The organism is Bacteroides muris (ex Fokt et al. 2023) (assembly GCF_024704895.1).
Taxonomy (GTDB): Bacteria; Bacteroidota; Bacteroidia; order Bacteroidales; family Bacteroidaceae; genus Bacteroides; species Bacteroides muris.
This window is the reverse complement of record NZ_JAMZEE010000059.1, coordinates 1-17,095: the sequence shown is the minus strand read 5'-3', so window position 1 is coordinate 17,095 and position 17,095 is coordinate 1. Positions and strand designations below refer to the sequence as shown.

Sequence of the window (17,095 nt, the reverse complement as noted above, 5' to 3'; positions counted from 1 at the left end):
TTGACAGGCCGCCCAATACTCTATGTCTTTTGCTTGGTTGAAAAAAATAAAGTTCTTATCCCGAACTCACGTTTATACTTTAGTGTTGACTTCTACTACCGTAGACATCACGGGAGAAATCACATTAGAGGAAGAGAATTAATAACACTATATCTATAATCAACCAAAGTATTAACGAACAAAAAAAGAGAAAAGAAAAAATGAAAAAATTATTATTTATCTTTGCAAGCATGTTCTTCATGTTTGCATGTACGCAAGAAGAGGAAAACCTTCTTCCTACAAACGAAAAAGCTACGGCCGAAACATCAAAATTGAATACAGCCGAAGCACAACTAAGATTTGCCAAACTTTTATCCCAAGCAGCCTCCAGCAGCGTCGAAGTACGCAATTTCTTAAAAAAAGAAGCTATTAAACAATTTGATAACGATTATGATATATTCTATCCAATAGTAAAAGACAAGATTGTTACTGATGGCAAAAGTTTTAAGGACATTCTTCTCTCTTACTGTAACACCCCAAATGAATTGACTGAAATAGAACAATCTCAGCTGCTCCTGAATATCCTTATTCCGGACTTGACACTTTTCTGGAACTTCAATGCCGAGAAATGGGATACAAACAATAAGGAAATTGTAGTATTATGCCGTGATGACGAAAGAGACACCATGTATGAAAATGGGGAAAATATCGGGCAAATGGAAAAAGGAAATATACCCGGGTTCCCTTGTCTTGTAGTAAAGAATAACGAACGCCTAAATATAAAAACAATCAATACCCGTTCAGGCGAAATCACCTATGAATTCATTAGCGATGCATACGACAGAAGCAAAAGAATTGATAAACCAGCGACAAGACACTCAGAAAGAGACGATGCCTTAGAACCAACAGAAAACCTGACAATAGGAATTGCTTCAAGTGAATTCAAAGCAAATATTGTAGAAGCTTGGAATGAACTTAAAAATATCCGTGGAGCATACCAAAGAGATTATATCTACTATGGAATTACCAAGGATAATAAACCCGGTATTTTAAACAGAAATATTCGAGAAGAATTATATCGATTCAGAATACAACCGGAAGCATTCACTAAAATTTCGGATCAAGATAAGGTAGATCCCACTCTACAAACTCCGACACAAGAAAAAAGATACCTTACCTATGATGAAATCATGAAAAAAATATGGAGTGATGGAATGTTCGAATTCCGTTTTAAATCATACATTGCCTCTGACAATAACGACAAAGCGATGGAACATCTACTCACATTCTCTGTTGATCCAAGAGATTTATTCTCTATAGAAAAAATACATGTCAAACATAAAAACAGCACTGCTTTCAGACACTCCAAGAACTTCTACTCCGTAAATCCAGCGAATCTAAAATCAAAATGGTATTATCCTGCCAAACATTCATATACCCAAAACAGCGTATTCACATTACCTTGGGACTTGTATTCCAAATCATTAGTCATACATTTATTCGTTGAGGAACATGATGATGCTCAAGAAAAAAAAGAAAGCAGAACTATTGTAAATGAATTTGTCAACAAAGCAGACTTTTCCATAGAAGGAGGAGGAGAGATTGACAAAATAAAGCTTACTGCGAAATTGGGTTATGGCATTTCAAGTACTAAGACTACTACAACAGTCACAGAAATTAGTACCACATTAGGCTCTGACAATTTGGGAGTTCTATCTTTCTTTTACCACGATCCTATAATCAAAAGTGAAAGCAATGGATTGTACAACGTATATAGTGTTTTTAATGGAACAGTAGAAGCTACTTTACTACCTAAAGACATTTTAAAATAATAACTAAACAAGCACATAAATTGCACATACTATATATCGAACATGTGCAATTTATGTGCCTTTAATAAAAACAAAGAACTATGAACAAAAAGATTTTTCCCGCCTGTTTCGCTTATCTATTTATGGGAATGCTCTTGCTTTCTTCATGCCAGGCAGACGAAGAAGTAGACAACCCGCGCAACTATTTTTCAAGATGGGGATATTTCAAAGGAAACGTAAAAGGAAAAAGCATATCGTTGGCAAACGATATATATCAATCGCATATAAACAAAGTGGTTTACTGTAAAGGCTACACCGGGGGAACTACTGTGGATTGTGTAAAAGGATGCGTCATCAATATTGGTTATGCGGCTGAAGCCAACGGTCGAAAAACAGAGGTAATTACCATTATGCTAGCCAAGCCCAACATAGGAGTGCGACAAATAACCAATGGATGGCCTTTTATCAAATATGCCAATTACGACACTATGTGTAATGTAGATGCTATCGAAATCAGAGCCTCCACAGATAAAACACATCTCTACACTCCGCATCAGGACGAGCCTTTCAAAGTAGAAATTACCGAAATGACCTATCAGGAAGACGGCCACCCATACATTATTGAAGGTAAGCTCGATGGAAAACTATATGACACAAAGTCGGGAGAAATAATTGAAATACATGGAGAGTTCGGAACGAAATAAGACTTAGTTATTTTTTAAGAGTAATAGAGTTTAGCATAAAAGCTACCAAGCGAGCTACAGATTAAACCATATATTATAACGGCAATCTCCCATAACAGCACTTCTCTCATTTGCTTCTTGTGACAAACAAGGAAGTTATAAATGCAATAAACCAACTATAATTACTGATTTACAAAATTAATGAAAGCAATCACTACTCTTATTCTAGGAGGAATCTTCTGCTGTATGCAGGCCTCTGCCCAACAAGTAAAATTCGGCATTGAAGCCGGCGGAAACTGGTCGCACTACAAAAACGATAAATCGAAAGCCGAACAAGTGGGAAGTATGGGAGGCGGTTTCCAATTGGGCGGAACCGTGGACTACGAGTTCAAACACCACTGGATGCTGATGTCTGGACTCACCTGGATGCAGACCCGAAGCAGCATGGAGCTGTTCAATGCCAGCGTACCTTTCTTCCCTGATACGGAAATAAAGATGAACCACTTGAACATCCCTATAAAAATAGGCTACAACATTCGTATCAGCAAAAGCCTCAGCCTGATACCCTACGTGGGCATCTATGGTTCCATCAACTTCAATGCAGGTAAGTGTGACGTAAAGACCCCTTATTATATGGGAGAAACCAATCATTGGAAACCTATGGACGGGTATTCATACATCGTGCCGACAGAAGCAGACATTCCGTATGAATATGAAGCTACCATAGACGCTTTCCGCCGTTGGAATTATGGCGCGGTGGGAGGCATGAAAGCAGTGATAGCAGGCAGATACACCGTTTCACTCCAATACTACGAATCCATAAAGAAAGTACAGAAACAGTGTAACCTACGCAACTACGGCTATCAGCTTAACGTAGGCTATCAATTCTGACACAAAAACTAAAGTCTATAAGAAAGTTGCACATACCCGACACAAGGGATGTGCAACTTTTATAATCGGTTTAAATTTATCAGCTTCAGCATCATTCACCTTATCTGTTTTTCGTCCAAACATCTTTCACCAGAAAGCACTGTCAATCAGCCACTTCTTTGTAAAGGTGAAGGATATGAAGCACGATGAATGCCTATTTCTTCCGTTTCCGCTTCTTTGCCGATTCCACCGCTTCGGCCACCACCGGCTTATCCGCAAACCGCTTGGTATAGTTGCTATAATCGGGAACGGTACGTTCATAAGTCGGGTCGACAAACAACGGGCTGGAAATGATATGGTCTGCCGTACTGCGGTTGCAGCAGAACACGATGTTCTCCACACCGGCAAGGCGGGTCAGCGCCTTCACATCCGTATCGTGCGGCTGAAGGGTCATCGGGTCGGTGAAGAAGAAAAGATAGTCAATCTCTCCGTCCACAATGCGCGAACCCATCTGCTGGTCGCCACCCAAAGGACCGGATTTAAGGATAGTGAAATCCCATTCCACATCAGGATGTTTCTCCCGGAGCGCTGCGAGGATAAGGGTACCCGTCGTACCCGTACAATAGAATTTATGCCCCATCAGCAATTCCGAGTTCCACAGTACCCACTCGATGAGGTCTTTCTTCATGGCGTCGTGTGCCACTAATCCAATCTTTCTAACTAATTTTTCCATAAGCCAAAACCTTTAATTATTTAAGTTTCGCATGTCTTCGGCATGCTTTCAGTGAACAAGTTGACAAGGCTACAAGGAGGGATAAACAGTCATCTTGCTTTTTAAAGTGATTACAAAGAAAAGCCTTGTAGTCTTATTTACTTGTTCACTGAAAGCTAGTTCTTGAACTTGCGAAACTTGATTAATAAACAATTAGAAACGGCAACAGTTTTTATAATTGCGAAAAGAATTTCTTTCCATGCAGATAAAACTGCGCCAAGATACTGCTTTTTGTCCGTTCCGGTATGGCGGCAAACGTAGTTTTTTCCAAATTCTCTTTGCGGGACGCTGTAAATGAGGCGCGGAGAGAACTGTAGGCACGGCGAGCACGAAGCACAGCCAAAGCATTGGGAAACTGGCCTTTCAGCATGAAACTGAGAGCTGCCGTATAGTCGAGTACCGCACGCACACGCATCACGGGAACCAAGTCCTCCTGCGGCAGATTCTTATAAAGCATTACAAGGTTATTACGGAAATTGAGGAAAGTCTTGCGCGGATTCTCCTTCTTCAAAGTGGCCCCTCCCACATGAAACACCACGCTCTGCGGTACGCATGCCAACTGCCTGCCGCGGGCACGAAACCGCCAACATAAATCTATCTCCTCCATGTGGGCAAAAAAACGTCCGTCCAGTCCACCCGCTTCCCGGTAATCTGCCAGACGGATGAACAGAGCCGCCCCCGTAGCCCAGAAAATGGGTATCACCGTGTCGTATTGTCCCTTGTCCTCTTCTACCACGCCCATGATGCGGCCACGACAGAAGGGATAGCCATAGCGGTCGATGAAACCTCCTGCGGCTCCGGCGTATTCAAACTGCCCCTTGTTACGCCAACTGCGTATCTTCGGCTGGCAGGCGGCCGTCTCCGGATGGGCATCCATATACCCTGCCAATGGGACAAGCCAGTGTTCGGTAACCTCCACATCGGAGTTGAGCAGCACTATATACTCTGCCTCCACCTGCTTCAATGCCAGGTTGTATCCGTCGGCAAAACCGTGGTTCTCTTCCAGCAGAATCAAGCGCACAGAAGGAAACTCGCGACGGAGCATTGCCACGGAAGCATCCGTGGAACCATTGTCCGCCACATACACCACAGCATCGTCCGCCTCCGAAAATCGGACTACAGAGGGAAGAAAAGAGCGGAGCATGTCGCATCCGTTCCAGTTCAGTATGACAACAGCAATCTTATCCATGTTGCACAGATTCTTTTCGTTTATTTTTCCAGCGTTTATGAGACCAGAACCAATAAGCCGGTTCACGCCGGATGGTCTGCTCCAGACGACGGGCGAAGCACTCGGTTATCTCGCCATCCGCCGTCTGCTTGGGAGTTTCGGTAACCAGGTCGAAGAGCACTTTGCAATATCCCCTGGATGTCCGTTCCAATTCACAATAAAAGACGGGGAAGTCCATCAGCTTGGCAATGCGCTCGGCACCATCCATGAATACGGTGTCCTGATTCAAGAACGTAGTCCAGTAATGAGCCTCGTTGCGGTTGGGCGACTGGTCCGTAATCAGGCCGATGGCTATCCGCCTGCCTTCACGGCGAAGCTTTATCACTTCGCGTGCCGTGGAATGTTTCGCCACATTGTATCCTCCGAACCGGGCACGGATATGCTTAAACATCTCGTCCAGATACTTATTGCTTAGCGGTTTGTACACCTGCACCGGGATGTCGCCCGGACGCATGATGGCCCCCATGCCTATAATCCACTCAAAATTGGCGTAATGGGGAATCAACAGCACAATGCCTCCATGCTTCTCTATCATGGCAAGGTATTCTTCCTTATTATCATACTCCATCCGGCGACAAAGCTCCTCGAAAGACATGCGCAGCATCTTCACCTCTTCCAGCATATAGTCGCAGATATAATGGTAGAACTTGCGCTCTATCTCCATCAACTCGGTTTCCGACTTCTCCGGAAAGGAATTGCGAAGGTTGCGGCGAACGACTTCCTTCCGATAATGCACGACGTGGCGCATCAGGAAGTACAGCCCGTCGGACAACGCATAAAGCGCCCGGAAAGGCAGAAGTGCCACAAGCCACATGCCCGCATAAGTCAGCCAATAGACAATCTTTGATTTCACTTCGTCAGTTAGTTATAAGTTACAAGTTATAAGTTGCAAAGGAGGCATTCCTCATTCTATTGTTCCCAAGAGTGCAGTGCCGCCGGCATTGAAATCGCCCAAGCGCACAGACACGAGCCGGTTATCCAATGCGGCATCATGGGGGACTTCCACACGGATATAATTGGGAGTGAAGCCGTGCATCGGCAGTCCAGGTTTGGGACGCTCCAGCAACACCGGCATAGTCTGCCCGATATGGCGCGCATAGAAAGCACGGATCTTTTCGTCCGAAAGCTCCAGCAATTGCTGGCTCCTGCGGTGCTTTTCTTCGGGTGCCACCACGTGGTCTATCTTCAAGGCCTGCGTGCCGGGACGCTCCGAATAGCTGAAGACATGAAGCTGCGTCACGTCCAGGCTCTTGATAAACTCATAAGCCTGCCCGAAATACTCCTCCGTCTCTCCACGGGTACCCACAATAACGTCCACCCCTATAAAGGAGTCGGGCATCACTTCCTTTATCTTCTTTATCTTCGAGGCAAACAAGGCGGTATCGTAACGGCGTCGCATCAGCTTCAGCACCTCGTCACTGCCCGACTGCAACGGTATATGGAAATGAGGCATGAAACGCCAGGAACGGGACACGTATTCTATGATTTCATCCGTCAGCAGATTCGGCTCGATAGAGGATATGCGGTAACGCTCAATGCCTTCCACATCGTCCAACGCTTTCACCAGGTCGAAGAAAGTCTCACCGGTGGATTTGCCGAAGTCTCCTATATTGACACCGGTCAATACTATTTCCTTTCCACCTTCGGCAGCTGCCCGGCTGGCCTGCTCCACCATAGAAGCAATGCTGCCGTTACGGCTACGTCCGCGGGCAAAGGGAATGGTGCAATAGGAACAATAATAATCGCAACCGTCCTGCACTTTCAGGAAGAAACGGGTACGGTCGCCACGCGAACAAGACGGGGCAAACGAACGTATATCCTTCAAAGCAGAAGTATAGGCCTCGCCGGTCTCGTGCTTCTGCAGATTACCCAAGTACTGGAGCAGGTCTTTCTTCTGCTCGGCTCCCAGCACCACGTCCACACCTTCTATCTTTGCCACCGTGTCCGGTTTCAACTGGGCATAGCAACCGGTCACCACGACAAATGCGCCCGGATGTTGCTTCACCAGCTTGTGGATGACCTGGCGGCACTTCTTGTCCGCCACTTCTGTCACCGAGCAGGTATTCACTACGCAAATATCCGCTTTCTCACCCTTGCGCGCCGTACGCACACCCGCTTCCCGCAAAATTCTACCGATAGTAGAGGTCTCCGAGAAGTTCAGTTTGCACCCCAACGTATAGTAAACCGCCGTCTTATCTTGAAATATATTGGTATCTATCATGAGCTTATAAACACATTTATGCTGCAAAGATATACATTATTAATCTATTTTCCCTACTTTTGCACACTCAACTAAAATTTGTGCAATGATACAAGAGAACTTTATCAAACTATACGAGCATAGTTTCCGCGAAAATTGGGAACTCCCCTGCTATACCAACTATGGAGAAAACGAGAGTTATACTTATGGCGAAGTGGCACAAGAAATTGCGAAACTGCACCTTCTCTTCAAACACTGCCAACTGCGCCGCGGTGACAAGATATCTATCATCGGCAAGAACAATGCACGCTGGTGTATCGCCTACATGGCTACCATTACATACGGCGGCATCGTAGTCCCCATCCTGCAAGATTTCAACCCCAATGACGTACATCATATTGTAAACCACTCCGAATCAACGTTCCTCTTTACCAGCGACACCATTTGGGAACATCTGGAAGAAGAACGCCTCACCGGCCTGCGTGGCGTATTCTCATTAAACGACTTCCGCTGTCTGTATCAGCGGGACGGAGAAACCATCCAGCGTTTCCTCAAGCATCTGGACGACGAAATGAAAGTAACCTACCCAAACGGTTTTCGTAAGGAAGACATCGCTTATGCAGACCTTTCCAACGACAAGGTCATGCTGTTGAATTATACCTCGGGTACTACCGGATTCAGCAAGGGAGTGATGCTGACGGGAAACAATCTGGCCGGCAACGTCACCTTTGGTATACGTACCGAGCTACTGAAAAAAGGGGATAAAGTGCTCTCTTTCCTGCCTCTGGCACATGCTTACGGCTGCGCTTTCGACTTCCTTACTGCTACTGCCGTCGGCACACACGTCACATTATTAGGAAAAGTGCCTTCCCCAAAAATCCTGATGAAAGCTTTTGAGGAAGTAAAACCCAACCTGATTATCACTGTACCCCTTGTCATTGAAAAGATATACAAGAACGTAATACAGCCCATCATCAACAAAAAGGCCATGAAATGGGCACTCAACATTCCCTTGCTCGACGGACAGATATACGGGCAAATCCGCAAGAAACTAATTGATGCACTGGGCGGACGTTTCAAGGAAGTTATCATAGGAGGTGCGGCCATGAATCCGGAAGTGGAAGAGTTTTTCCACCGCATCAAGTTCCCCTTCACCATTGGCTATGGCATGACCGAATGTGCTCCCCTCATCAGCTATGCTCCCTGGAATGAATTCGTCCCGACTTCTTCCGGACGGGTACTCGACATCATGGAAGCCCGTATCTACAAGGAAAACCCGGACGACAAACTCGGCGAAATACAAGTACGCGGCGAGAACGTAATGACCGGTTACTATAAGAACCCCGAAGCCACCAAAGAAGTCTTCACCGAAGACGGATGGCTTCGCACCGGCGACCTGGGCACACTGGACGCAAACAACAATCTTTATATCCGCGGACGCAGCAAGACCATGATTCTCAGTTCCAGCGGGCAGAATATCTTTCCCGAAGAAATAGAAGCACGGCTCAACAACATGCCTTTCGTCCTGGAAAGTCTTGTTATCGAACGGAATAAAAGACTGGTAGCACTGGTCTATGCCGACTATGAAGCCTTGGATTCCTTAGGGTTGAACCAACCGGACAACCTCAAAACTATTATGGACGAGAATCTCAAAAATCTGAATAATAGCGTAGCAGCCTATGAAAAAGTAAGCCAAATCCAACTTTATCCGACAGAATTTGAGAAAACGCCTAAAAGAAGTATCAAGAGATATTTATACAACAGCATTGCCGAAGATTAATATGTTGTAAAACATGTAGATAGGGATGAAAACAGCCGAACCTCCAAAAAAAATATAAAAAAAGTTGGGGTTTCGAGAACAACATATCCAAAAAGTACATACCTTTGCAGCGTTTTAATAAAGCAACTGATTGTATTACGTTTTAAAAGTAAAGAAAATGAAAAAATTAGTTTTGATGGCTGCAGCTATCGTAGCAGTATCTTTCGCATCTTGTGGTAACAAAGCAGCTAATGCTGAACAAGCAACTGCAGATTCTATCCGTATCGCTGACTCAATCGCAGCTGTAGAAGCAGCAGCAGCTGAAGCAGCAGCTGTAGAAGCAGCAGCAGCCGCAGCAGCAGCTGACACTGCAGCAGTAGATAGCGCAGCTGTTGTAGCTGAATAATGTCAGTTACAACACTCGAGAGAATTGAAAGTCTGACGTGCATAAAAGCACACCAGACTTTTTTTATGCCCTATACCCTCCTCGATTAACCTTGAGAATTATTCATTTCCGACCACAATTTCCCCATACAACCTATTTATCTAGCAGATTGATAAAACAGTATCTGCCATTGGCAAATTCTACAAATAGCAGCCAATTCAAACGAATAAAAATAAAAAGCCCGATTCCTGTAAGGAACCGGGCTTTCCATTAATTATAGCATACTTATTTATTCTTCTGCAACCACTTCAAAAGGAACTTCTACAGAAACTTCCTTGTGCAACTTAACGATAGCCTTGTAATTGCCAACTTCTTTCACAGCATCCTTCACAACGATAATCTTACGATCGATGCTGTGACCCAATTTAGCCAACTCTTCAGCAATCTGGATGTTACCAACAGAACCGAAGATAGTACCAGTAGAGCTAACCTTAGTAGCAATCTTCAATGATACGCCTTCCAACTTAGCAGCCAGTTCTTCAGCATCCTTTTTGATTTTTTCCAGCTTGTGAGCACGTTGTTTCAACTCTTCAGCCAACATTTTCTTTGCAGACGGAGAAGCAATGACAGCTTTACCAGTCGGAATGAGGTAGTTACGACCGTAACCAGACTTTACTGTTACGATGTCGTTCTTATAACCCAAGTTTACAATGTCTTCTTTCAATATAATTTCCATACTTTCCTCCTCCTATTATTTCATCATGTCAGTTACATAGGGCAGCAACGCCAAATGACGCGCTCTCTTCACAGCTTGAGCTACACGACGTTGGAACTTCAAAGAAGTACCGGTAATACGACGCGGAAGAATCTTTCCTTGCTCATTCAAGAATTTCTTCAAGAATTCAGGATCTTTGTAGTCAATGTACTTAATACCGCTCTTCTTAAAACGGCAGTATTTTTTCTTCTTAACGTCTACTGAGGGTGGAGTTAAATATCTGATTTCTGATTGAACTTGTTGTGCCATGATTAATCCTCCTTTTTAGTTGATTTAACACTTCTTCTCTTCGCAGCATATTCAGCAGCGTACTTATCTTGTTTGAAAGTCAAGAAACGGATAACGCGCTCGTCACGACGGAAGTTTACTTCCAATTTTTCAATAACAGTAGGTTCTGCATTGAACTCAATCAGCTGATAGAAACCGGTTGACTTCTTCTGGATAGGATATGCCAGCTTCTTCAGTCCCCAGTTTTCTTCATTTACAATCTCAGCACCTTCAGCAGTAAGGATGCCTTTGAATTTTTCTACCGCTTCCTTCATCTGAACATCAGACAAAACGGGAGTCAAAATGAAAACGGTTTCGTATTGATTCATACTCGTTTAATTAAATAAATAAATTATTCGTTTTAAAAATGCGGTGCAAAGGTAGACATTTTATTTTGAACTACAAACATTTAATGTTTTTTTGTGTAGGGATATAGGAATTGTCTTTAGCTTGCCTTATCTTTGCAAAGTTGTTTAAACAATAATTTCATGATAGAGCAATTCAACTTTGATATCCGCCTTATCTTTGCCATACTGAACGGCAAGGTGTCGGCTGCCATTAATCGCAAACTGTCCCGCAACTTCCGTCAAAACGGTCTGGAGATTACTCCGGAACAGTGGACTGTCCTCATCTTCTTATGGGAAAAGGACGGGGTGACGCAACAAGAGTTGTGTAATGCAACTTTCAAAGACAAACCCAGCATGACGCGCCTCATCGACAACATGGAGCGACAACATCTTGTTGTACGCATATCGGATAAAAAAGACCGCCGCACCAATCTGATACACCTGACCAAAGATGGCAAAGAACTGGAAGAACGTGCGCGCGTCATTGCCAACCAAACCCTCAAAGAAGCCTTGAAAGGTATCACCATCGAAGAGCTCAGTGTGAGCCAGGAGGTACTGAGGAAGATTTTTTTCAATACCAAGGATTAAATTAAGAATTAAGGGTTAGGGATTAAGGGAAGGGAAAATAGGACTTGAATGCTTCATTTTTTATTCCTCATTCTTCATTCTTTATTAAAATATGGATTTTTTGCAAAAATAATTTCGCTTGTTAAAGAATTATGCTTTTCTTTGTGACAAGAATACGAAAGAATATAATAATCTAATTAAAATACACACACATGAAAGGCTTATTAAAAAATCTGGGATTGATATTAGTCGTAATAGGAGCTGTAATTCTGGTTGCATGTTCTTTTACCGGAAATGTTAACAACAACACCATCTTAGGCAGTTCTGCCGTTTTGGTTGTAGTGGGATTGATTTCCTACATTGTCATCAACAAAAGAATAGCCGACTGATATCAAAAGGAAAAAAATAAAGAAGGCGGTTAGCATATAATGCAGACCGCCTTTTTTATTATCTCTCTCCTCCTAGAGAAGCAGAGTCTCGTCAAGACTCAGCTTCCGGAGTAATCAGTTTATACCCCTTTCCGTGAATATTGATGATTTCAATCGAATCATCCTCTTTCAGGTGCTTACGCAACTTCGTAATATATACATCCATACTGCGTGCATTGAAATAGTTATCGTCAATCCAGATAGTCTTCAACGCAAAGTCACGCTGTAAGATTTCGTTGGCATGCGCACAAAGCAAACCCAGTAGTTCGGATTCTTTGGTGGTCAGTTTGGTCTGCTTCTCGGCGGTCGCCAGAATCTGTTTCTGCGTGTCGAATGTAAACTTACCAATTTTATAGATATTGCTTTCCTTGTTCTTCTTTCCGCGAACGCGTCTCAAGATAGCTTCAATTCTGAAAGTCAGCTCTTCCATACTGAAAGGCTTTGTAATGTAGTCATCGGCACCAATCTTGAAGCCTTCCAGAATATCCTCCTTCAACGTCTTTGCCGTCAAGAAGATAATGGGGATTTCAGCGTTGGCCGCACGCACTTCCTGTGCCAGTGTGAATCCGTCTTTTTTCGGCATCATCACATCAAACACACACAAGTCATATTTATTCTTCAGGAAAGCCTTGTAGCCTGCTTCTCCATCGGGATATAACTCGGCAGCATAGCCTTTTGCCTGTAAATATTCTCTTAAAAGCATGCCAAGATTTTCATCATCTTCGCACAATAAAATACGCAGTTTCTCGTCCATATCAATCAATTTTTAATAAAGGTAATGCAATAATAAATTTAGTTCCTACGTTCAGTTCACTTTCCGCCCGGATGATTCCCTTATGATCCATAATAATTTTCTTCACATAAGCCAATCCTAAGCCGAAGCCCTTCACATCGTGCAGATTACCTGTATGCACACGATAGAACTTCTCAAATATCTTTTTCAAATTCTCCTTCTTGATACCGATACCGTTATCCTGAATCGAAATCATCAGTTTGCCCGACTCATTCCAAGTCTTTACCGTCAATTGCAAATCCGTATCCGGGCGTTTATACTTCACTGCATTATCCATGAGGTTGAAAATCACATTGGTGATATGCATCTCATCGGCAAAGATTACGGGATTCGTAGCTTTAAGCTCCGACTCAATCTTTCCATTATAACGCTCCACTTTCAGCGTAAAGGTATTGATGACACCTGTTATCAATTCGTTTGCATCCAGTTCTTTCATCTTCAAAGTGGCCTTCTGCCGATCGAACATTGACATCTGAAGCACTTTCTCAACCTGAAATCTCAAACGCTTCGTTTCATCGTTGATGACACCCGATATATGCTGGAACATAGTCGGAGATTTACCCACAGCCGGGTCTTTCAACATCTGCGCTGCCAGAGAAATAGTCGATATCGGCGTCTTGAACTCGTGCGTCATATTGTTGATGAAATCATTCTTCATCTCCGTCAGCTTCTTCTGGCGGAACACGATGTAAATCGTAAAGATGAACGTCACCAACAGTACAAAAGTAAATATCATCGACGGTATCATAAACCTGACCGAATCGAAGATATAATCCTTCTTTCCGGGAAAGTGTATCTTGACGATACTCATACGGGCAGGCGGATCATTCAAAAACAATGGCTGCGAATAAGAGCTTTCACTCCCAACATCGCTATAATCCGAACAACGGTATACTTCTCTGCCCTCCCGGTCTATCACCTTGAAGTGATAATCCATATCACCAAGACCATTCTCTATCAAACCTGCTTTAAGATACTGGTCCAAACTTTTGAAATTAACACGTTCCTCAATCGGCTTGTCGCTGGCATTGTATACCATCTGCAACACTACCTCGTCCACCAACGCACGCTGATAAAGATAGCGGTTTTTAAGCATCTCTATCTGCGAGCGTGAAGTCTGAGGAATGGTTCTTGCCCCATGCTTGCGTGAAATCATCGCTCTTGGCAATGCAGAAGGCTCGTTGCTGAAAGTCTTCAATTCCACCGAAGAACGGACACTGCCGTCCGGAGCCGTCATCACAAACCGCTGGGTCCGCATCACCCCGCTACTGCCTTGCGACTGTTCCCACGCCTTCTTTTCCGCTTCGGTAATATCCTCATTCAGCCAACGCACAACCTCTGCAGACTCTGCCTGTTTCGAAGCAGCCATCAACGCGCGCTTCACCGATTCTTCAAATTGTCCGTTACGCATCTTTACCATTTCCTCAATATAGCCTATCTGCAGATACAGCAAACTGAGAAAGGAAAGCCCCATAACGATACCTAATATCCATATAGTTGACTTTTTCATAGTCACAAAATTAACACTCCCTAATTAACATTCCTAACCAATTAACCTGATTTAACCGGATGTTCTCGTAAATTAACCGAAGACCATTTTTTAGGTGGTATTATGAACATTATAACAAAAACACAACTCTTTGGTTTGCAAATTTAATAAAAAATTAATCATTCAATTCACAATTCCACATGTTCTTAATCTACATTAATGAAAAAAGCCGTCATTACTTGCCATGAAGTAATAACGGCTTTAACAAATGTTATATTAGCAGCCGGTAGTTACAACAACAAAACTACCAACCACCAAGAATCATTCTTCAGCTTGCTTGGCCTCAAATTCCTTGATCAGCTTATCTTGTACATCACTCGGAACGAGTTCATAGCTGGCAAACTTCATGATGAACGAAGCACGTCCGCCAGTCAGCGAACTAAGTGCCGTAGAGTAAGATGACATTTCCTTCAAAGGCACCTTGGCGCTCAGTTTCTCGTAACCTGCCTCACTGCTCATACCCATAATCATGGCACGGCGTCCCTGTAAGTCACCCATCACGTCACCCATCTTGTCCGACGGAACGAATACCTCCACGTCATAAATGGGTTCCAGAATCTTCGGACCTGCATTCTTGAATGCTTCGCTAAACGCATTTCGTCCTGCCAGCATGAAAGAAATTTCATTGGAATCCACCGGGTGCATCTTTCCATCGTATACGATGACGCGTACATCGCGGGCATACGAACCTGTCAACGGTCCCTGCTCCATACGCGACATGATACCTTTCAGGATAGCCGGCATGAAGCGTGCATCAATGGAGCCCCCCACGATACTGTTGACAAACACCAGCTTGCCACCCCATTCCAATGACACTTCTTCGGTACCCTTGACATTCATCTTGAACTCCTGCCCATTAAACTTATAGGTTTCGGGCATCGGCATACCTTCATAGTAAGGCTCAACAATCAGATGAACTTCACCGAACTGGCCTGCACCGCCCGACTGTTTTTTATGGCGATAATCCGCACGCGCAGCTTTCGTAATCGTTTCACGATATGGTATTCTCGGTTCTTCAAACTTGACTTGCAGCTTCTCGTTGTTTTCCAGACGCCACTTCAAGGTACGCAAGTGGAATTCACCCTGTCCATGTACAATAGTCTGACGCAGTTCCTTAGACTGGTCTATCACCCATGTCGGGTCTTCCTCGCGCATACGGTTCAAAGCAACCATCATCTTTTCCGTATCCGACTCGTTCAACGGTTTGATGGCACGTGAATATTTTGAGTTCGGGTATTTAATGAAGTTGAAACGGCTTTCAGAACCCTTTCCATTCAAAGTATTACCGGTATGCACGTCCTTCAGCTTCACCGTACAGCCGATGTCACCGGCTACCATTTCCTCTACCTTGATGCGGTTTGCACCGGCACAAGCATAAATCTGGGCGATACGCTCCTTGGAACCACGGTCTGCATTGGTAAAGTCATCACCTTCGTGCACCTTGCCACTCATCACCTTGAAGTACTGAACATCACCGATATGCGGTTCAACGGCAGTCTTGAAGAAATACAGGGAAGTCGGTCCGTTGGAATCCGGTTGCACCACTTCACCGCGTGTATTATGCACCGGCGGCATTTCGTCCACAAACGGTACCACATTACCCAAGAATTCCATCAGACGGCGTACGCCCATATCCTTGCCGGCGCAGACACAGAATACCGGGAACATACCGCGTGAAGCCAATCCCTTGCGGATACCTTCGCGCATTTCATCTTCGGTCAAAGAATCCTGCTCAAAGAATTTCTCCATAAGGCCTTCGTCATGTTCGGCAGCAGCCTCCACCAATGCCTTGTGCAGTTCTGTCGCCTTCTCCATTTCTTCGGCAGGAATATCTTCGATAGTGGGAGCACCGCCATCGGGTCCCCACGAATATTTTTTCATCAAAAGTACATCAATCAACGAATTGAAACTCAGTCCGGTAGCCAAAGGATATTGCACCGGCACAACCTTCGGGCCGTATATGGATTGCAACTGCTCAAGCACCATGTCATAATCGCACTTCTCATTATCGAGCTGGTTTACCAGGAAGATGACCGGTTTACCCAGTTTCTCTGTGTAACGGAAATGGTTCTGCGTACCTACCTCGGGACCGTATTGCCCGTTCAGCAGCAGAATGGCAGTATCAGTAACGTTGAGTGCCGTCATGGCAGCTCCTACAAAGTCATCACTACCCGGACAGTCGATGATATTCAGTTTCTTGCCGTTCCACTCCACATGGAAAACGGTGGAAAACACAGAATAGCCGTATTCCTGTTCCACCGGGAAGTAATCGCTGACTGTATTCTTGGCAGTAATTCTGCCGCGACGTTTTATAATACCACTCTCAAAGAGCAGCGCTTCCGTGAGAGTGGTTTTACCCGAGCCGTCATTGCCAAGGAGGGCAATGTTCTTAATTTCATTCGTCTGATATACTTTCATGATATATTAAGATTTTAAGTGAATAACCTGACATACGATGATGCCGTTAACTTTTGTGAGGCGCAAATTAGGCATTAATTAAAAGAAAAACAACAGAGGGAAGCATGTTATAAAACACAATACCCCCTACCTATAACTTAAGAAACAAATACAAACCCAATAAAAAAGACAGAAAAACATCACAAAAGAGGTTGTGTCAAAACGTTGGCACAACCTTTTTCTATAATTTATAGTCCTGTTATCTTTTCTCTTGTCTACGCCGCT

At 44.1% G+C, this 17,095-nt stretch carries 17 protein-coding genes; 7 read left to right on the top strand and 10 right to left on the bottom strand.

Annotation, left to right across the window (positions count from 1 at the left end; translation table 11 throughout):
- Positions 1 to 200: 200 nt before the first annotated feature.
- The 3 genes from M1B78_RS17005 to M1B78_RS16995 all read left to right on the top strand — a co-directional run bounded on the left by M1B78_RS17005 (position 201) and on the right by M1B78_RS16995 (position 3,364).
- Positions 201 to 1,811: a hypothetical protein gene (locus M1B78_RS17005; RefSeq protein WP_257941323.1), complete on the top strand. Its 1,611-nt coding sequence runs from the start codon at positions 201 to 203 to the stop codon at positions 1,809 to 1,811.
- Between the two features lie 80 nt (positions 1,812 to 1,891).
- Entirely contained in the window at positions 1,892 to 2,494 is a 603-nt protein-coding gene (locus M1B78_RS17000; RefSeq protein WP_257931198.1) for a DUF5025 domain-containing protein, read from the top strand.
- Between the two features lie 180 nt (positions 2,495 to 2,674).
- Complete coding sequence (locus M1B78_RS16995) at positions 2,675 to 3,364, top strand: porin family protein (RefSeq protein ID WP_257941322.1); 690 nt, start codon at positions 2,675 to 2,677, stop codon at positions 3,362 to 3,364.
- A 193-nt stretch (positions 3,365 to 3,557) separates the two neighbouring features.
- Here M1B78_RS16995 and M1B78_RS16990 read toward each other — a convergent pair whose 3' ends face one another.
- From M1B78_RS16990 to mtaB, 4 genes are all read right to left on the bottom strand, one after another.
- Positions 3,558 to 4,076 carry a methylglyoxal synthase gene (locus M1B78_RS16990; protein WP_257931196.1) on the bottom strand — a complete coding sequence of 173 codons (519 nt, stop codon included), beginning with the start codon at positions 4,074 to 4,076 and terminating at the stop codon, positions 3,558 to 3,560.
- A gap of 211 nt (positions 4,077 to 4,287) precedes the next feature.
- The gene (locus M1B78_RS16985) at positions 4,288 to 5,304 is read right to left on the bottom strand and encodes a glycosyltransferase family 2 protein (RefSeq protein WP_257941321.1); all 1,017 of its coding nucleotides are present in this window, start codon (positions 5,302 to 5,304) and stop codon (positions 4,288 to 4,290) included.
- Entirely contained in the window at positions 5,297 to 6,196 is a 900-nt protein-coding gene (locus M1B78_RS16980) for a lysophospholipid acyltransferase family protein (RefSeq protein ID WP_257931194.1), read from the bottom strand. Before M1B78_RS16980 ends, M1B78_RS16985 begins: the two co-directional genes overlap by 8 nt.
- A gap of 51 nt (positions 6,197 to 6,247) precedes the next feature.
- Positions 6,248 to 7,564 carry a tRNA (N(6)-L-threonylcarbamoyladenosine(37)-C(2))-methylthiotransferase MtaB gene (mtaB, locus tag M1B78_RS16975; protein WP_257941320.1) on the bottom strand — a complete coding sequence of 439 codons (1,317 nt, stop codon included), beginning with the start codon at positions 7,562 to 7,564 and terminating at the stop codon, positions 6,248 to 6,250.
- Between the two features lie 85 nt (positions 7,565 to 7,649).
- Between mtaB and M1B78_RS16970 the strand changes: the two genes are divergently transcribed.
- Together M1B78_RS16970 and M1B78_RS16965 are read left to right on the top strand one after the other, a co-directional pair.
- Complete coding sequence (locus M1B78_RS16970; RefSeq protein WP_176467703.1) at positions 7,650 to 9,323, top strand: long-chain fatty acid--CoA ligase; 1,674 nt, start codon at positions 7,650 to 7,652, stop codon at positions 9,321 to 9,323.
- 157 nt (positions 9,324 to 9,480) lie between these two features.
- Positions 9,481 to 9,708, top strand: coding sequence for a hypothetical protein (locus tag M1B78_RS16965; RefSeq protein WP_257941319.1), 228 nt, complete (start codon positions 9,481 to 9,483; stop codon positions 9,706 to 9,708).
- 268 nt (positions 9,709 to 9,976) lie between these two features.
- Here the strand turns inward: M1B78_RS16965 and rplI are convergent, their stop codons facing one another.
- From rplI to rpsF, 3 genes are read right to left on the bottom strand one after another with little or no spacing between them, the layout of a single operon-like run.
- Entirely contained in the window at positions 9,977 to 10,423 is a 447-nt protein-coding gene (gene rplI, locus M1B78_RS16960) for a 50S ribosomal protein L9 (RefSeq protein ID WP_136009021.1), read from the bottom strand.
- A 15-nt stretch (positions 10,424 to 10,438) separates the two neighbouring features.
- On the bottom strand, positions 10,439 to 10,711 hold the full coding sequence (rpsR, locus tag M1B78_RS16955) for a 30S ribosomal protein S18 (RefSeq protein ID WP_004288442.1): 273 nt from the start codon (positions 10,709 to 10,711) through the stop codon (positions 10,439 to 10,441).
- 2 nt (positions 10,712 to 10,713) lie between these two features.
- Complete coding sequence (rpsF, locus tag M1B78_RS16950) at positions 10,714 to 11,058, bottom strand: 30S ribosomal protein S6 (protein WP_025832522.1); 345 nt, start codon at positions 11,056 to 11,058, stop codon at positions 10,714 to 10,716.
- Between the two features lie 159 nt (positions 11,059 to 11,217).
- Here rpsF and M1B78_RS16945 point away from each other — a divergent pair, with 159 nt between their 5' ends.
- Both M1B78_RS16945 and M1B78_RS16940 read left to right on the top strand, forming a co-directional pair.
- Positions 11,218 to 11,664: a MarR family winged helix-turn-helix transcriptional regulator gene (locus tag M1B78_RS16945; RefSeq protein WP_005830183.1), complete on the top strand. Its 447-nt coding sequence runs from the start codon at positions 11,218 to 11,220 to the stop codon at positions 11,662 to 11,664.
- A 191-nt stretch (positions 11,665 to 11,855) separates the two neighbouring features.
- The gene (locus tag M1B78_RS16940) at positions 11,856 to 12,032 is read left to right on the top strand and encodes a hypothetical protein (RefSeq protein WP_168354259.1); all 177 of its coding nucleotides are present in this window, start codon (positions 11,856 to 11,858) and stop codon (positions 12,030 to 12,032) included.
- A gap of 91 nt (positions 12,033 to 12,123) precedes the next feature.
- Here M1B78_RS16940 and M1B78_RS16935 read toward each other — a convergent pair whose 3' ends face one another.
- From M1B78_RS16935 to M1B78_RS16925, 3 genes are all read right to left on the bottom strand, one after another.
- The gene (locus tag M1B78_RS16935; RefSeq protein ID WP_005830176.1) at positions 12,124 to 12,825 is read right to left on the bottom strand and encodes a response regulator transcription factor; all 702 of its coding nucleotides are present in this window, start codon (positions 12,823 to 12,825) and stop codon (positions 12,124 to 12,126) included.
- A gap of 1 nt (position 12,826) precedes the next feature.
- The gene (locus tag M1B78_RS16930) at positions 12,827 to 14,374 is read right to left on the bottom strand and encodes a sensor histidine kinase (protein WP_136009022.1); all 1,548 of its coding nucleotides are present in this window, start codon (positions 14,372 to 14,374) and stop codon (positions 12,827 to 12,829) included.
- Between the two features lie 300 nt (positions 14,375 to 14,674).
- Positions 14,675 to 16,831 carry an elongation factor G gene (locus M1B78_RS16925; RefSeq protein WP_257941318.1) on the bottom strand — a complete coding sequence of 719 codons (2,157 nt, stop codon included), beginning with the start codon at positions 16,829 to 16,831 and terminating at the stop codon, positions 14,675 to 14,677.
- Between the last annotated feature and the right edge of the window lie 264 nt (positions 16,832 to 17,095).

Excerpts from the sequence above, each read along its gene's own strand:
- M1B78_RS17005 (WP_257941323.1), top strand. The coding sequence starts at position 201 with ATGAAAAAATTATTATTTATCTTTGCAAGCATGTTCTTCATGTTTGCA.
- M1B78_RS17000 (WP_257931198.1), top strand. The coding sequence starts at position 1,892 with ATGAACAAAAAGATTTTTCCCGCCTGTTTCGCTTATCTATTTATGGGA.
- M1B78_RS16995 (WP_257941322.1), top strand. The coding sequence starts at position 2,675 with ATGAAAGCAATCACTACTCTTATTCTAGGAGGAATCTTCTGCTGTATG.
- M1B78_RS16990 (WP_257931196.1), bottom strand. The coding sequence starts at position 4,076 with ATGGAAAAATTAGTTAGAAAGATTGGATTAGTGGCACACGACGCCATG.
- M1B78_RS16985 (WP_257941321.1), bottom strand. The coding sequence starts at position 5,304 with ATGGATAAGATTGCTGTTGTCATACTGAACTGGAACGGATGCGACATG.
- mtaB (WP_257941320.1), bottom strand. The coding sequence starts at position 7,564 with ATGATAGATACCAATATATTTCAAGATAAGACGGCGGTTTACTATACG.
- M1B78_RS16970 (WP_176467703.1), top strand. The coding sequence starts at position 7,650 with ATGATACAAGAGAACTTTATCAAACTATACGAGCATAGTTTCCGCGAA.
- M1B78_RS16965 (WP_257941319.1), top strand. The coding sequence starts at position 9,481 with ATGAAAAAATTAGTTTTGATGGCTGCAGCTATCGTAGCAGTATCTTTC.
- rplI (WP_136009021.1), bottom strand. The coding sequence starts at position 10,423 with ATGGAAATTATATTGAAAGAAGACATTGTAAACTTGGGTTATAAGAAC.
- rpsR (WP_004288442.1), bottom strand. The coding sequence starts at position 10,711 with ATGGCACAACAAGTTCAATCAGAAATCAGATATTTAACTCCACCCTCA.
- rpsF (WP_025832522.1), bottom strand. The coding sequence starts at position 11,058 with ATGAATCAATACGAAACCGTTTTCATTTTGACTCCCGTTTTGTCTGAT.
- M1B78_RS16945 (WP_005830183.1), top strand. The coding sequence starts at position 11,218 with ATGATAGAGCAATTCAACTTTGATATCCGCCTTATCTTTGCCATACTG.
- M1B78_RS16940 (WP_168354259.1), top strand. The coding sequence starts at position 11,856 with ATGAAAGGCTTATTAAAAAATCTGGGATTGATATTAGTCGTAATAGGA.
- M1B78_RS16935 (WP_005830176.1), bottom strand. The coding sequence starts at position 12,825 with ATGGACGAGAAACTGCGTATTTTATTGTGCGAAGATGATGAAAATCTT.
- M1B78_RS16930 (WP_136009022.1), bottom strand. The coding sequence starts at position 14,374 with ATGAAAAAGTCAACTATATGGATATTAGGTATCGTTATGGGGCTTTCC.
- M1B78_RS16925 (WP_257941318.1), bottom strand. The coding sequence starts at position 16,831 with ATGAAAGTATATCAGACGAATGAAATTAAGAACATTGCCCTCCTTGGC.